Below are 16370 nucleotides of genomic sequence, written 5' to 3' on the forward strand. Positions count from 1 at the left end.
ACAATAATTATGAACGATGCTAAACCGGGCAATTACAGGTGGGTAGTAGTTGCACTGTTATTTTTTGCTACTACTATTAACTATTTAGACAGGCAGATAATAGGCTACCTGAAGCCTACGTTGGCCGGCGAATTTCACTGGACCGAAGAAGATTATAGCCACCTTGTAACCGTCTTTACTGCTGCATATGCTGCCGGGCTTTTAATATTTGGGGGTGTTATTGATAAAATCGGTACCAAAGTGGGTTATACCGTTTCAATAATTGTTTGGAGTATTTCGGCCATGTTGCACGCAATTGTTAAAAGTACCTTTGGGTTTGGGGTTGTAAGGGTTGCGTTAGGTTTGGGCGAGTCCGGGAATTTTCCGGCTGCCATCAAGGCCGTGGCGGAATGGTTCCCAAAACGCGAACGTGCGTTTGCGACAGGGCTATTTAATTCGGGCGCTAATATTGGCGCGGTTGTGGCCCCGGTGCTTGTTCCTTGGATACTAGGGATTTATGGCTGGCAGATGGCTTTTTTAATTACCGGCGCCATCGGTTTTGTTTGGCTGATATTTTGGCTGATATTTTACGAAATACCCTCACGGCATAAAAAACTCACTGAGGCTGAGTTCGAATTCATCAACAGCGATACGGATGAGGTTGTATCTCCCGGCGACGACAACAATGTAAAATGGGCGCAGCTTTTGGGCTTCAGGCAAACGTGGACGTTTGTTGTAGGAAAGCTGCTGACCGACCCGATATGGTGGTTCTTTTTATTTTGGCTGCCATCTTATTTCGCCAGTACTTTTAATCTCGACTTAAAAAAACCAAGCTTGCCGTTGGTGATAGTTTATACGGCAACCACTATTGGCAGCATAGGCGGCGGGTATCTTTCATCGTGGCTGATAAAAAAAGGATGGCCCGCGTTTAAGGCCCGCAAAACAGCCATGTTTATATTTGCACTTTGTGTAGTGCCTATTATTTCGGCAAAATATGCCACTAACATATGGCAGGCTGTTGCGCTGATTAGTTTAGCGGCTGCAGCTCACCAGGCCTGGAGTGCAACAATTTTTACAACAGCATCAGATATGTTCCCCAGGAAAGCGGTAAGCTCCATAGTTGGCATAGGCGGCATGGCAGGCGCCGTCGGCGGTATGTTGTTCCCGCTGTTGATAGGCTATATTTTGGATACTTATAAAAAATTGGGACATATTGTCACCGGGTATGATATCATTTTTTTTATATGTGGCTGTGCCTACCTGCTGGCATGGACATTGATGCACGTATTGTCGCCCCGGATGAAAAAAGTCGAGCTTTAAAAATGAAAACACTGGTTTGTACCACTCCCGGAACACTTGAATACAAAACCACAGAAAGGCCTGTTTTACAAAAAAGGCAGGCTATTATAAAGGTAAAACGCATTGGCATTTGCCGTACCGATCTGCATGCTTTTGAAGGAACCCAGCCATATTTTGAATACTATTATTAGGTTTTTGTAATTTAACCAAAATAAAAGTATCTGATAATGAGTGTATTCCATAGCGTTCCGGGTGTTCCGCGCAGAAAAATGGAACGCTTGCATCATCATTAAAACTAGAATTCCTTATTTTTTCTCCGTGTTCTCTGTGGTTAAAAACTCACAACGACGTTTCCGAATAACTTATCCCCTCCAAAAAATCCAACACCACTTCATTAAACTCATCCGGGTGTTCCAAATTTGGCATATGGCCGGCATCTTCAACAATTACCAGCTTACAATTTTGTAGTTTTTCCTGCATTTCTTCGGCTTTGGCAACCGGGGTAAACTCGTCCTGGCGACCTACCACAACTAAAGTAGGTACGTTAACAGATGGCAGCACCAAGTTTAGGTAATCAATCCTTTCCGCACGGGCGCGCAGGGCAGTTGCAGCACCCTTTGGTAAAGTTGATTTCATCATTTTAATCACGTGAGCCGCAATTTCAGGCATCGTAGTAACGTGTTCGCGCAGTATCATTTTAAAAATAGCCTCATCAGCATAAAAATCCATACCTTCTTTTTCCAAACGGTCGGCCGTGTCGTAGCGAAGCTGTTTGGTTTCGGGTGTATCCAGGCTTGCAAATGTGTCGGCCAATATCAGGCTTTTAACCCGTTTTGGCGCCTGCCTGAATATCTCCATAATAAACTGTCCGCCCTGTGAGAGTCCCGCAAGATGGAAGGTTACTATGCCTAAACTATCCATTAGCGCAAGCATATCCGTTGCGTAATCTTCAAACCTGGAGGTGCCAGATTTTGGCAGCGCAGTTTTACCATATCCGCGTAAATCGGGTGCGATAACCTGGTATTGCTTCGAAAAGGCGTCGATTTGCGGGTCCCACATCGTATGATCGAAAGGATGACCATGTACCAGCAGGATGGGCTCGCCGGTGCCTGTTACTGTATAAAAAAGGTTGATATTATTGACTTTTGCGGTAGGCATGGGTGGGAATTTAAAGTATAACATCAGTAGGATTTACGAAGTTTGGAAAACTTCGTAAATCTTTAGTCATTAAACTATACTTTCTTTGGCGGCAAATCGAACGCAATAGCATTGTGTTCAAAGTGTCCCTTGTGCGAGCCATCACAAAATGGCTTATTGGCCGACAAGCCGCAGCGGCAAATAGATACAATCGTACGGCCCTGCAAGCCATATTCATTGCCCTGCATATCTACAATTTCAAAATCGCCCTCAATTTTTACCGAACCGTTGTTGGTTATGGTAAGTTTAGTTTTTTCCATGGATTATTATTTTGTGCGAAAGTAATAATCCTTTGCTGGTTATGGCGAATTGTTGTTTATATAAATGGAATTTAGTTAGAGGCACGGAGACCTCGCCTTATAACATCCGTTTTATTTGCGCTGAAATACGTAATAAAATACCGTTAAAAAACGGGGCAGATAAGTCGTGCAGAATTTTTAATTTAGGCATATAATTAAACCGACACCTTTTTACTAAAATATGAATTACCCCGGCCATTCCGTGAAACAGCAGGCTTTTGATATTACGTCTGTTAAAGCCATTCAGCATCAATTAAACAAAAAGGGTTGTGGCCCGGTTGATGTTGATGGCGATTTTGACCATGATACGCACTACGCGGTCATGCTTTTTCAAACCCGGTTTACCGATTGCTTTGGCAATCCCCTGAAAATTGACGGAGTTGTAGGCCCTGTTACGTGGTCGGCGTTATTTGGCGCCCGGAATATTAAAACGATTACCAGAACGCCTAATACCCTGCTGGCGGCGGTTTTGGATGTTGCGAGATCGCAGGTGGGAATAAAGGAATTTCCTTCCGGCGGCAATGATGGCCCCCCGGTAACCAAGTACCTTGATACTGCCGGAATTCAGCATGGGCAATGCTGGGCTATGGCTTTTGTTTACTGGTGTTTTACCCAAGCCTGCATTCACCTTGAAGTCGCAAACCCATTGTATAAAACCGGCGATGTATTTGAAACCATGGTTAAATCAAAATGTAAAATAATTACACCGCAGGACGCAAAAATTGATGCCGGACGAGTGTTGCCGGGTCATATCTTCATTATTTCTATCGGCGGCGGCCATAACCATACCGGTTTAATCGAAAAAGTTGAAAATGATATGCTAACGACTATAGAAGGTAATATAGGCCACCAAAATACCGAAGATGCCATAGGCGTTTTCAGAAGAACCGGCCGGATTATTAATACGATTAATACCGGGTTTATGGAGTTTGAGTAGGGAAGGGAGCAAAGAAGCAAGAATCAAGAATCAACAATCAAGAGCCAAGAACCAGGAGTTAAAAGATAGAAATATCCTTTTCTTATCTTGACTCTTGATTCTTGACTTCTTGTATCTATTTCAACAAAACTCCCTGCAGCACCTGCCAAACATTATTGCCCACAATTTTGGCGCCTTCGGCGGTGGGGTGGATACCATCTTTTTGATTGAGAGATGGCACTCCGCCTACATCTTTTAACAGGAAAGGCATGAAAGTCATATTGTTTTTTGCAGCCAGCCCCGGGAAAATGGCTTTAAAGCTGTACGCATATTTGCCACCCATATTTGGCGGCACCTGCATACCGAGTAATACCAATTTGGCATTTGGATATTTGGCCTTTACGGCATCAACTATCGCCTGCAGGTTTTCCATTGTCGCAGTTACAGGGATGCCGCGCAGGCCATCGTTTGCACCTAACTCAAGCACAAATACGTCGACTTTTTGTTTTAAGATCCAACTGATGCGGGCTTTGCCGCCGGCCGATGTTTCGCCGCTTACGCCTGCGTTTACTACTTTGTAATGCAGCTTTGCCTCGTCTATTTTATTTTGAACTACACCTGGATAGGCTTGTGAAGGATCGGGCAAGCCATAACCGGCTGTCAGGCTGTCGCCAAAAAATAACACTACTTTATCGCCCGATGTTGAATCGGGCTTGGTCGTTGCTGTTGCCTGTGTTTCTGTAAGTGGAGCCTTTTTCTCTCCGCATGATGCAAAAAGTAACGCGGCAGTTAGTAAGCAGATGATATTTAGTTTGTACATATTTTCTAAGTCTTGAGTCTTTAGTCCAAAGTCTTGAGTCAAAAATATGCATCCGACTTCGGACTTCCGACTCAAGACTTTTGGACTCTGTTAATTACCCCGTAATATTTCCAGTGGTGGTTTATTCAGCACGCCCCGGCTGTTTAACAAGCCGATAATAATGGTTAATAACGATATGATGAAAAACAATAGTATAGCCGGCAGCCAGTTAATGGTAAACGGTATCTCGAAACTGTATTTCGCCAGTGCCCAGCTACCCGCCGCAGCTATAAGGATACCTGTTAAAGCCGATAACATCCCTAAAAATAAATATTCTAAAGCAGTTATGGCAAATATTTGTTTCCGGCTGGCGCCAAGGGTACGCAGTAAAACGCTTTCCTGGATGCGCTGGTATTTGCTGATGCGCACCGACGCGATTAATACCACAATACCAGTAATGATGCTAAACGCGCTCATAAAGCGGATAACGTAACCGATTTTGTCGAGCAGCCCGTCAACAATACCTAATACCAGCCCCAGATCGATAATGGAAACATTTGGGAACCTGCGCACTACCGATTGCTGGTAATGTGCCGATACTTTGGCCGATGGCACGTGAGTTAGCAATACATGAAATTGCGGTGCATCCTCCAAAATTCCGGTTGGGAAAACTACCTGGAAGTTGGTTTGGATTTTGTTCCAGTTTACTTGCCGAACGCTGCTCACAATAGCATTCATGCTCACACCCTGCACGTTAAATACCAAATGGTCGCCAATATTTACATGGTTTCGTTTCGAAAAATTATCTTCTATGGATACCGGGATTTCTTTTCCGGGGTCGGCTTTGCCCACCCAGTCGCCTTTAATAACTTTTTCCGTTGCGCTTAGCGAGTCGCGGTAGGTAACGCGGTATTCCCAGGTAAAGGCGCGTTCGGGTATATTGAGTTTGGGATTTTTTATCACATCGGCGAGGGTATGGCCATTGATTTTGTCGAGTCGCACAGCCACAATTGGCACCTGCTGTATTACCGGCAAATGCTGTTGTTTGGTTAGCTGCGCAATATCCTTTTGCTGACTTGTTTGAATATCAAACAAAATCATATTGGATTGATTGCCGCTCGACGACAGTTTTACCTGCCCCATTAAAATGCTTTGAATAAAGAACAACGTACAAATAAACGCCGTACTCAAACCGATAGAAACGATCAATATAATGGTTTGATTATTCGGCCTGTATAAGTTGGCAAAGCCCTGGCGAAATAAATAGCCCCTGGTGCTTTTTATAAACAGCCGCATCAGCTTCATTAACAACCAGGCGATAAAGGTCAATATCAAAAATGCAATGGATATACCTATAGTGAAGAAAATACTGCCCAGCCAGCTATCGAGCTGGAAATAAGTAAAGGTGACGACGAAACCGACTATCAGCAGGTAAACCAGCCACCTGAAAGGATCGCGCAGCAGGTTAACTTCATCGTAATTGATGCGCAACGTATTAAGCGGCGATATGTTGCGGATGGATATCAGCGGTAACAGTGCAAACAATACCGAAATGATGATACCCAACAAAATACCCTGACCTATTGCCAGCCATGATATATCTGTTGAAATGGTAATGGGTAAAAATTGCTGCATTACCGAGGGTAAAACATGCTGTATAGATGTGCCCAGCAAAGCCCCTGTTACAGAACCAATGATACCTATACCAATGATCTGGATTAAGTAAATCAGGAACGCTTCTGAAGCCTTTACGCCCAAACAGCGCATAATGGCTATAGAGGCGATCTTTTCGCGGATATATATATGAATAGCGCTGGCTACGCCAACACAGCCAAGCAGCAACGCAATAAAACCCACAAGCGATAAAAAACGGGTTAAATCGCCAAAGGCGCGGCCGGTATTTTCCTTGCGGATCTCGACGGTTTCGATGCCCATTTGAACCTTCTCCAGCTTAGGCTCTATGGATTTCACCACTGTGGGTATATCTACTGGCTTATCGTACTTGTAATAAAAACTGTAGTTAATGCGGCTGCCTTTTTTTGACAGGCCGGTTTGCTCTAAATATTGTAAAGGGATATAGACGATTGGCGCTACACCCGAAGATATGCCGGTTTGGCCGGGTGCTTTATCCAATATGCCTGCAACTAAAAAAGTAACCTCACCCACCTTAACCGAGTCGTTTACGCGCACGTTGAATTGTAAGGCCAATATCCGATCGATCAAAGCTTTTTTGCCGTTTTTAAAATCTGTCCCGGCCTGCACAGGCTCTGTTTCCAGGCTCCCGTAATAGGGGAACTCGCCTTTTAAGGCCCTTACCTGTACCAGTCTGGTACCCTGCGTTTTTGGGAAGTAAACCATGGATGGAAAACTTCGTTCTTCCGATCTTCTGTCGCCCAGCGAGGCCAGCAATGGTTCCACAGTAGGATCCACAGTTTTGCCGCCAGATACCACCAGGTCGGCGCCAATTAATGTGGCAGCTTGTTTGTCAATATCGTGTTGAAGATTGTACCTGAACGAGTAAATAGCAACCAGCGCTGCTATTCCAAATATGATAGCCGATATAAACAGCAGCAGCCGCGACCGGTTTTTGCGGCTATCCCTTAATGCCATATTAAACAGCCAGCGGATATTTATTTTTCTTTTGGTGATGTTTGGGTTGTTTTCCATCGCTGGGTTATGCATTTGCGGTTAATTCGTCGGCCACCAGTTTTCCGCCTTTTATGCGAATGATACGCTGAGTTTTTGCAGCAAGCTCTAAATCGTGCGTTACTACAACCAGGGTAGTGCCAGCCTCTTTATTTAAATCGAACAGCAGCTTCACCACTTTTTCGCTGGTTTCGGCATCAAGGTTGCCGGTTGGCTCGTCAGCAAATAAAATACGCGGCGCATTTGAAAATGCCCTGGCCAGCGATACACGTTGCTGCTCACCGCCCGACAACTGGGTAGGGTAGTGGTGCCCGCGGTCACTCAGTCCGACTTTATCCAGTAAATCCAAAGCCCGCGCACGAATGTTTTTTTCGCCCCGCAATTCCAGGGGTACCATCACATTCTCCAATGCTGTTAAGGTTGGCAATAACTGGAAGTTTTGAAAGATAAAACCGATGTATTGGTTACGTACCTGTGCCAGTTGGTCCTCGGATAACTTACCAAGGTTAATGTTGTTTAACTCAACCACGCCGGATGTTGCCCTGTCCAATCCTGCGCAAAGGCCAAGCAGCGTTGTTTTCCCGCTGCCGGATGGACCTACTATGGCATTAGTCGAGCCAGCTGCCACTGTGAAGTTTATGTTATCCAGCACCGTGAGCGTGCGCCCGGCGCTTTGATAGGTTTTTGTAAGATCTGAAATATGAAGAATAGTATCCACAGCTGCTTTTTTTCTGTATAGATAACTAAAAAAAGCAATTGTTACTTACTGAGTGGTTAAAATAAGTTGTAAGGGTTGTAAAGGTTGTAAATGTTATAATTGGATGACAGATGGGTGAGGAAGTTGATTGGGTTTATTAAGTTGGATTGGGTTGATTAGGTTGGCGCGTATAGATTGACAGGACAGAACTTAATCAACTCATTCAACTCAATCTAACTTACTCAACTCAACCCTACCACAATCCAAAGTAATCCCTGGTATACAGTGTTTCGTAGCGGTAGTATTTATCACCCACTTCGTGGCCAAGGTCTTTAAATACAAACAGTTTCTTTTTCGAGTTGATGTTGTTGTATACCGCGTAAGAGTTATTTGGCGGTACAAAGGGGTCCAGCAAACCAATGCCCATTACCACCGGGCAGGTTATGGTTGTAGCAAAGTTTTTAGTATCGTAATATTGCAGGTTATCAAGCACCTTACTAAATGTTAGATCGGCGGCGACGCTGGCATATTTTTTCATGTAATTGATGGGCCATTCAACGGCGCCACGGTCCATATTATAGATGTCGCTTAAAAACGGGTTCTGCGGGGCGCAAATGGTTACCCTTTTATCGAGAGCTGCTGTAGCGATAGATAAATAGCCGCCCATACTGCCTCCGGTAACAGCAACGCGGTCGTGGCTAAGTTCGGGCCGCGAAAAAACAAAATCAACAGCGCGGATACAATCCATAATAATACCGCGCATAATATACTTGTCTTTATCCTCAAGGCCGGCAACAATGTAGTCCTCACGGCGCATATCCAAATCCTTTTTGCTTAACCCTTGTCCGCGAGGGTCAAGACCGACAAATGCCATGTCATCGTCGCGCCCCATCAGCGGTATGTTGGTAGCCTGGTAGCCGGGCAGCATTATTAAAACCGGGAAGTGCTGATATTTTTGATGATGCTCGGGTTCAGTCAACCACAGGTAAACGGTTTTGTTACCGTACGACTTCATTTCAATTAAAAAAACTTTCCGTTTGTCTTTTTCCAGCTCCGGTTTTTCAGTCACCTTGAAATTTGGTTTTACTTTGGCAAGCTGGGCTTTGGTGTCCTGCCAAAATTTGTCAAAGTCGGCAGGTTTTGAATAGGCTGACCTTATTTCTTCGGGGCGGATGCCAAATACGCGGCGGGTGGTATCATCATAGTCGCTTACATTTATCATGAAGTTCACTTTATAAAACCCGCTTCTTAATTCGGGCATTGTAAAATCATAACTATGCGAACTCCGGCCGGCCAGGGAAACATGCACAGAGTCGGTCCGCAGAACTTTGTTAAACTGGTCAGTAATTTGGTACGACACCTTGCCCGATTGTGTTGTACCGTAATTATTATTTACCTGGAAAGTATAGCTGGCCGTTTTATCAAAAATGGCATCTTTACTATGAGCGGTTAACTCAGTTGTTATGTCGCTGACGCTGTTTTCAGCCGCCGCCTTATTCAATTCCTTTTTTTCGTTTTTCTGCGCACGGGCAATATTGGCCGCAGTAAGCAGTGTTGAAAGAGCGAGGAATAAGGTGTAAATTTTTTTCATTGTCCGCACATGTATGGCAAAATTAGTGCCATCGCCCCGATGTAGCAGGCGCCGGATAATGTTAGCTGTGCGGAGAATGGTCGGCGTCTGCCATAGTCGCGGGGTAATATCCCAAACGTGCAATTATTTCCACAGCAAAACCCTTAAAAAATGCTGTTGGGGGCCATTTTACTTTTTATCAATTGCTTTACCCGTGCTTCCTGCTTGTGCATTAAACCGTTTAACGTTATTCTAATCGGGTTTGAATTAATTGAACGGATCGAAGTGAGCGTGTAAAACACCCTCTCAAAACTGCGTAAAACACTGCTCAAAAACAGGTAAAAATACGTATTGTAATTTCGATGTAATTGTTTTAAGTTTGAATAATAACCCAAGCAACAGTAATTTAAACCTTTTTACAATTTAATCCGACTTTCTTTATAGAAGAGAGCACGGTGCTTAAAAATATGCTTTCATTCAGAAGAAGAAACAATGTTGATACGACAGTTTTTAAACTGCTTAGCAATTTGTCAATCCATATTGATGAAGAACTTATAATACCAAGTTCCTTTTGGCAACCTTAACGACGTCCCAGTTCCATTCTTGGTTCATACTAAGAATAAAGGCGGCCAGGTGGGGATGGTTATTAAGTTTAACAGCGATTCAGTTTTTGTTTCTGATGAAAAACGCGAAAACTATAAAATAAATCTTAAATATCGCATTATCGTATTAACTACCTTCTACAAACGTTTCTTTATTTTTTGGTAAATTATTATAATTTTTGACAAGCCTTAATCCACGATTATGAATAATAAACCATTGCTAAAAATTGCCGCTATAATCTTTTTTCTGCACTTCGCGATGAGGTCTGTTGCACAAAATGCAATTTACAGATACACCGCCGAATCAGTCAACCTTAAAAGACTTATTAACCAGGTTGAACGAAACCCCAACAATTTAAAATTTAATGAGGATTATGTTGCAGCAAATGGGTTTAATCAGAAATTAGTTGACAAATATTCCGCATTGATGAAGCGATTTCCAAAATCGGCCATTCTTCCGTTTATAATCGGGCGCGAATATGAAAATAACCAGGATTCGACTTATGAAAAATATTTACTGAAAGCGGTTTTACTTGACTCAACTTTGACACCTGCCTGGGAACTTCTATCTTTCGGCGCACAAGCACTTGGCAATACTAAATTAGCAATCAAATACATGCAACATGCCGTAATTGCCGCCCCCAGGAATGCAAACGATGCCTTTTTATACGCTGCCATGCACCAAGATATAGATCCGGTTCTTTTTGATTCGTTGATGTTAAAGGTGGTATATCATTTTCATGATACTGAAAAAGGCGCCCAGGCTTTGAGCTTATTAGCTTCGTACAATTATAATAACAATGAAAAAAAGGCCTATTACGAGGAATTATATAACCTATACTCAACCACGGAATACGCATGGTTTAGGGCTGGCATGAAGGATTATTATAATTATCTTATTAATATCGATCCGGATGAAGCATTTCATCTAGCATTAAAAATGACCTTGAAAATTAAAACCAACAGGGGCGATTGGGTACAGAAATTGAACGTGGCTCGCGGATTTATAGAGGCAAAAAAAATGTTGGCATCAAATAGACCAGGTGAGGCCTTAGCTGCACTTAACAATATTAAGCTCGGAAACAGTGAAAAAATTGGGTTAATGATTGATGCGGAAGAAACTTTAGCAATATTAAAATCCGAAGCAATAAATGCCTGCGACGGACCTGCTACCGCATTTAAGAACATCGAAGATTACTATGCTAAATATCCTTCGGGCCGGTTACGCGAAAATTTGTTAAAGTATGGGGCCCAAATGAGATTAGATAGCGGGGAGGTCGATTTGTCGGTTACGCGTTTCAGAGATAGTCTTGCCTGGAAACCGACAGATTTTACCTTGGAAAATTACGCCGACAATCAAAACGTTTCGTTGTCTGATTATCGAGGTAAAATAGTTCTGCTCACTTATTGGAGCCCCTCGTGCGGCCCATGTCGGGCAGAATTTCCGCATCTGGAAGCGGTACTAAAGAAAATTAACAGTAATAATGTGGTTTACCTCGCAATTAATGGCCTTACACAAGAAGAACCTAATGTAATGCCATTGGTTAAATCCCGAGGCTATAGTTTTATCCCTTTAAAGGATGATAGAAATAAATCAAAAGGTAATTTACCAACTGTGACAAGTTTACCTTCCAATTTTTTATTTGACCAAAACGGAAGAGTTGTTTTTTCAAAATTTCAGATTAATGACAGCAATGAGAAAACTTTGGAATTGATGATAACTGAACTGTTGAAAAATAAATCTGTAAGCAAGGCAGAAAACGTACTGTCAGCAAATTGACCTCAATTTAACCGTTATCTACCATTTTAAAGATTTATCATGATAAAAAGGTTTGCGCTGATATTAATTAAGCAGCAAGATATCGCCTGCTTTGAAATGACAAGTAAATAAAAAGGCTTTCCAGGGACTTTTTTCACTATTCTAAAAAACAACATATTAACAAAGAACTGATTGCGAAGTAATATTGCTGCCAGGAAAATGGTTTGACGCCACGTAGGGGCCGTTTTGCTTTTAAAGTTTTCGTAGCACTCGGGCTTAACTTACAACTATTGTTTTTTATAGGCTCATTGTTAATGGCTTCTTGTTGAGTCGGCTATTTAATAGGCCATTTTACTTTTTATCAATTGCTTTACCCGTCCTTCCCATTCATGCTTTAAAACGCTTAGTACTATCGAATCGCGGCGACCACCTTCCTGCAATGGCATATTGTTGCGTAATATGCCTTCGGGTGTGCAGCCAATGCTTTTCATGGCGGCAATGCTGTGTTTGTTACGTGCATCGGCCCTGAATTCAACCCGCAAAGCATTTAAATCGTCAAAGGCAAATTGCAGCATCAGGTATTTGCAATGCTTATTTAACCCCGTACCCCTGTACTTTTGGCCGTACCATGTATACCCAAGTTGAACAGTTTGCCAGGCAGGCAGTATGTCATAAAAACGGGTACTGCCAGCATAGCTTTGGGTTTGCTTGTCAAAAACAATAAAAGCATATTCTTTACCGGTGGCGCGGTTATCCAATGCATCTTTAATATAACGACGCATACCATCCTCGCCACGGGCGCTTAAATAGGAATATTTCCAGGTATCAGGCTCATTTAATGCAAATGGCAACAGGTTGTCGTAGTCACTTTCCTGTAAGGGCCTTAGCAATACGCGTTCGTCTTCTAAAATATATTCGGCGTTTAAATCGTAATTTAAAGTCATATCAGGTGTTATTTACTTGTCAAAAAATCAAACTTAAATAATTTAGCTTCGTGCTCATTTATCAGTTCATGGCCAATTTCAATAGTGGCGGCAACCATTTGGTCCAGGTGCATGCGGCGCGTTCTGTGATTGGTGATGGCAGCCCGAATGGCGTATTTGCCATTCAGCAAGGTGTTTGATGGTACAGCAATTCCCCGTTCCTGCATGCGCATCAGTAATTCTCTGTTCAATATATTTAACTGGTCATTATCAAGGTTGCCAGGGTTGTACCTATAGCAAGCCACGTTCATGTTTACAGCGGCCAGCAATTCCAGTTCGGGGTGCTGTTTTACCTGTTCCCCAAGGTAAAAAGCCTGGTCGATGTTTTGGGCGATCATTGCGGCGTATTTATCCATGCCGTGTTCTTTCAGGCTCATCCAAACTTTCAGCGCTTTAAACCCACGCGACAGCTCCATACCGTAATTTGATAATGTCTCAGGTCCACCCGCAATGCCCCTGTCGTGTGCGGTTAAATAATTTACTGTGTTTGCAAAGGCTACCCGATGCGCCACAGCGTCCTTAAACAGCACACAGCCAACTTCATATTGCATATACATCCATTTGTGCAAGTCGAACGCTACGCTATCGGCCTGTTCTATGGCTTTTAATTTTTCGCTGTAAGCCGGCACAAGTTTAGCCAGCGCACCAAAGGCGCCATCAATATGCAGCCAGATATTTTCGCGACGGGCTATTGTTAATAGTTTATCCAACGGATCAATAGCACCGGTATTGACTGTACCGGCATTGCCGATTATGCAAAATGGTACAAAACCGTTCGCTTTATCTTCATTAAGCTTAGCAATAAGTGAATCCACATCAATTTCGAAATTTTCGTTTACCGGTATTTTCCTTAATTGCTCGCTGCCGATGCCAATTACTTCGGCGGCTTTGTTTACGCAGTTGTGGGTTTCGCTGCTGCAATAAGCGGTTAGTTTACCTTCGGCTACATACAAGCCTTTGGTTTTGCTGTTTGCCACAACGGTGTTGCGCGCCACTATGAGCGCAGTAATATTAGCTATTGAGCCACCGCTTACCAGCATACCACTGCCTTCGGTGGGATAGTTCATCAATTGTTTACACCAGTTTATTACCTGTTTATCAACGTACATGGCACTTTGGTCGCCTATGGTAACATTGGCGTTCATAATGCCAGCGAGCAGGTCGGCAAATGCCCCCATAGGAGTACCGGTACCTTGTACCCATGCATAATACGAGGGATGAATGTTGCCGCCGTGGTAGGGCAGGATATTTTGTTTAAACTCGGCATATACATCAAAAATATTTGAGGGTTTATGTGGGATGGGCTTTTGTAATTCGGCTTTTACCTCCTGAGGGATTGGTTGCCAGGCTGGTTTATCGCCAATGTTTTTTAAATATTCAACCATGTCATCAATCAGCTGATGCCCGAGGGTTTTAAAATCGTCCCAATTTTCGGGGTCTAATCCAATTTCGGGCTTGTTATCTGCGTGGTTCATATAAAATATTTACGGTACAAATTTGAATCAATATTATTTGATAAAACAGATGCAGATTTGTTATTTTTGTGCATAACAGATTTGGTAAATAGATTTTGCTAAGTTCTTGTAATCAACCCAAATAAAAAATCTGATTGTTGCTATTATAACATGATTGATAATTTACGCACATCAGCCGCTCACGACGAGGATTTTTTGTACATGCAAATCGCCGACAGGCTAAGCAACCAAATAAAAGGCCGGGTTTTAAAAACCGGGGAGAAGCTGCCATCGGTACGGGCTTTGAGCCATGAGCAGGGAATAAGCCTTAGTACTGCTTATAAAGCCTATGTGCAGTTAGAGATTAAGGGGTTGATTGAAGCACGTCCAAAATCAGGTTACTATGTACGTTATACACCGGCACGTTCATTTGACGAGGTAAAGAAGGAAAACACAGTAACCGAGTCGAAAAAGTTGAGTGTGGATGATATGATTGCAATGGTACACCGCCATTTTTCGGCTGATGGTATAGTTAAATTATCGGTGGCGTCGCCTGCATTATCATTATTGCCGCAGGCCAAGCTCAGCAAATCAATGGTAGAAGCTATCCGCATTAGTGCCAACAGCTGTATCAGTTACGAGGGGGTGCAGGGTAACGAGAACTTAAAAAAACACATAGCCCGGCTAGCCTTTGGCTGGGGCGGCAACATATTACCGGAGGATGTTGTTACTACGCAAGGATGCATGGAGGCCCTCGTGTTTTGCCTGCGGGCAGTTACCAAACCAGGTGATGTAGTTGCTATTGAAAGCCCCACTTATTTTGGCATATTCAGCACCATACAAACCCTGGGATTGAAAATAGTTGAAATACCCACACATCCGGTAGAAGGCTTAGACCTTGATTTTTTGGCAAATGCTATTGATGAGCAGCAAGTTAAAGCCTGCCTGTTTGTGCCTACATTCAGTAATCCACTGGGCTATTGCATGACGAACGAAAGGAAAAAGAATTTGGTAGAATTGTTGGCCCAAAGGCAAATCCCGCTGATAGAGGATGATATTTATGGCGAAATGTATTTTGGAAAAACCAGGCCGCGTACTTGTAAAAGCTATGATAAAGGGGGGCTGGTAATGCTGTGCTCATCAGTATCAAAAACGCTGGCGCCAGGTTACAGGGTAGGCTGGTGTATGCCGGGCAGGTTTAAAAAACAGGTCATTAATTTAAAATTGATGCATTCTCTTTCGTCGGCATCGCCAACACATGCTGCAATCGGCCATTTTTTTGAAACCGGCCGCTATGACCTTCATATGCGCAACCTGCGCAAAGCATTGTACACCCAATGTTTGCGGTATACGCAGGCGGTCACTGAATTTTTTCCAGCAGATGTTAAGGTAAGCAGGCCAAATGGAGGTTACGTACTATGGATTGAGTTGGACAAAAAAATAGATGCGTTTGAACTTTACACGCAGGCGATAGCCTACAATATCAGCATATCGCCCGGACAAATTTTTAGTACTGACAGCCGTTTTACCAACTTTATCCGTATAAGCTTTGGCGCCCCCTATAGCCCGGAAATTGAAAAATCATTAAAAACATTGGGGCAGTTAATGAGTAAATTTTAAGATACATTCTAACTATCTTTGGTAAACTTTGTTATAAAGTTATATGATTCAGTCGTCACTTACACACCGTTTAAAAGACCAGCACCGGGCTATAACCCCCATTATTATAAAGCTTAACGACAGGCAGATACAACACCATGTTATAAAAGGCAAATGGAGCATACACGAGCAAATTGCCCATTTGGCCAAATATCAGCCGGTTTTTATTGACCGTATCCGCAAGATACTACTGATGGATAACCCGGAATTTGAAAGGTACAGCGCCGAGGATGACGATGGATTTGAAATATATTGCGCGTTTACCACCTACGAGCTCCTTAAAAAGATAAATACCGACAGGGAAATAATTTATAACCTGGTAACCAAGCTATCGCCTGATAAATTGGATCGTACCGGCGTCCACCCAAAATTCGGTAAGTTGAACATAATTGAATGGTCAGAATTCTTCGTGCTGCATGAGGCGCATCACTTGTTTGCGATTTTTCAGATGACGCATACTATGAATTAGTCGCCGTCAATTTTTTTTCTTTCAACAAAATTATTTCTTTCG

Annotated in this window: 14 protein-coding genes; 6 read left to right on the top strand and 8 right to left on the bottom strand. The window is 43.0% G+C overall.

The genetic code is table 11. The features are described 5' to 3' along the window. Window positions 1-9 precede the first annotated feature (9 nt). Entirely contained in the window at window positions 10-1299 is a 1290-nt protein-coding gene (locus Q0R52_RS18795; protein ID WP_295797000.1) for an MFS transporter, read from the top strand. Window positions 1300-1301: 2 nt separating this feature from the next. Further along, window positions 1302-1469 (top strand): alcohol dehydrogenase catalytic domain-containing protein, encoded by a 168-nt coding sequence (locus tag Q0R52_RS18800; protein ID WP_252789405.1) that lies wholly within the window; start codon window positions 1302-1304, stop codon window positions 1467-1469. Between the two features lie 148 nt (window positions 1470-1617). On the opposite strand, the gene Q0R52_RS18805 is transcribed toward Q0R52_RS18800, so the two are convergent. Both Q0R52_RS18805 and Q0R52_RS18810 read right to left on the bottom strand, forming a co-directional pair. Beyond that, the gene (locus tag Q0R52_RS18805) at window positions 1618-2436 is read right to left on the bottom strand and encodes an alpha/beta hydrolase (RefSeq protein WP_295797003.1); all 819 of its coding nucleotides are present in this window, start codon (window positions 2434-2436) and stop codon (window positions 1618-1620) included. Between the two features lie 74 nt (window positions 2437-2510). Beyond that, window positions 2511-2735, bottom strand: coding sequence for a CDGSH iron-sulfur domain-containing protein (locus Q0R52_RS18810; protein ID WP_295797006.1), 225 nt, complete (start codon window positions 2733-2735; stop codon window positions 2511-2513). A 220-nt stretch (window positions 2736-2955) separates the two neighbouring features. Here Q0R52_RS18810 and Q0R52_RS18815 point away from each other — a divergent pair, with 220 nt between their 5' ends. Then, a complete protein-coding gene (locus tag Q0R52_RS18815) occupies window positions 2956-3711 on the top strand; it encodes a peptidoglycan-binding protein (RefSeq protein WP_295797008.1) in 756 nt (251 codons plus the stop codon). Between the two features lie 115 nt (window positions 3712-3826). Here the strand turns inward: Q0R52_RS18815 and Q0R52_RS18820 are convergent, their stop codons facing one another. From Q0R52_RS18820 to Q0R52_RS18835, 4 genes are all read right to left on the bottom strand, one after another. Next, window positions 3827-4510 (bottom strand): arylesterase, encoded by a 684-nt coding sequence (locus tag Q0R52_RS18820; protein WP_295797010.1) that lies wholly within the window; start codon window positions 4508-4510, stop codon window positions 3827-3829. Window positions 4511-4600: 90 nt separating this feature from the next. Beyond that, window positions 4601-7171: an FtsX-like permease family protein gene (locus Q0R52_RS18825; protein ID WP_295797012.1), complete on the bottom strand. Its 2571-nt coding sequence runs from the start codon at window positions 7169-7171 to the stop codon at window positions 4601-4603. Further along, entirely contained in the window at window positions 7164-7853 is a 690-nt protein-coding gene (locus Q0R52_RS18830; protein ID WP_295797015.1) for an ABC transporter ATP-binding protein, read from the bottom strand. The genes Q0R52_RS18825 and Q0R52_RS18830 overlap by 8 nt, the downstream gene beginning before the upstream one ends. A gap of 232 nt (window positions 7854-8085) precedes the next feature. After that, window positions 8086-9423 carry an acetylxylan esterase gene (locus Q0R52_RS18835; RefSeq protein WP_295797016.1) on the bottom strand — a complete coding sequence of 446 codons (1338 nt, stop codon included), beginning with the start codon at window positions 9421-9423 and terminating at the stop codon, window positions 8086-8088. Between the two features lie 783 nt (window positions 9424-10206). Between Q0R52_RS18835 and Q0R52_RS18840 the strand changes: the two genes are divergently transcribed. Next, complete coding sequence (locus tag Q0R52_RS18840; RefSeq protein WP_295797018.1) at window positions 10207-11784, top strand: TlpA disulfide reductase family protein; 1578 nt, start codon at window positions 10207-10209, stop codon at window positions 11782-11784. Between the two features lie 317 nt (window positions 11785-12101). On the opposite strand, the gene Q0R52_RS18845 is transcribed toward Q0R52_RS18840, so the two are convergent. Next, window positions 12102-12707, bottom strand: a complete 606-nt coding sequence (locus Q0R52_RS18845; RefSeq protein WP_295797020.1) for a GNAT family N-acetyltransferase — start codon at window positions 12705-12707, stop codon at window positions 12102-12104. An 8-nt stretch (window positions 12708-12715) separates the two neighbouring features. Further along, window positions 12716-14221 carry an aminotransferase class V-fold PLP-dependent enzyme gene (locus Q0R52_RS18850; RefSeq protein ID WP_295797022.1) on the bottom strand — a complete coding sequence of 502 codons (1506 nt, stop codon included), beginning with the start codon at window positions 14219-14221 and terminating at the stop codon, window positions 12716-12718. Between the two features lie 150 nt (window positions 14222-14371). On the opposite strand from Q0R52_RS18850, the gene Q0R52_RS18855 reads away from it, so the two are divergent. Both Q0R52_RS18855 and Q0R52_RS18860 read left to right on the top strand, forming a co-directional pair. Beyond that, on the top strand, window positions 14372-15820 hold the full coding sequence (locus Q0R52_RS18855) for a PLP-dependent aminotransferase family protein (protein ID WP_295797024.1): 1449 nt from the start codon (window positions 14372-14374) through the stop codon (window positions 15818-15820). A gap of 43 nt (window positions 15821-15863) precedes the next feature. Continuing rightward, window positions 15864-16328 carry a DinB family protein gene (locus tag Q0R52_RS18860; RefSeq protein WP_295797026.1) on the top strand — a complete coding sequence of 155 codons (465 nt, stop codon included), beginning with the start codon at window positions 15864-15866 and terminating at the stop codon, window positions 16326-16328. The last annotated feature ends 42 nt before the right edge of the window (window positions 16329-16370 follow it).

Source organism: Mucilaginibacter sp., assembly GCF_025359345.1.
GTDB lineage: Bacteria > Bacteroidota > Bacteroidia > Sphingobacteriales > Sphingobacteriaceae > Mucilaginibacter.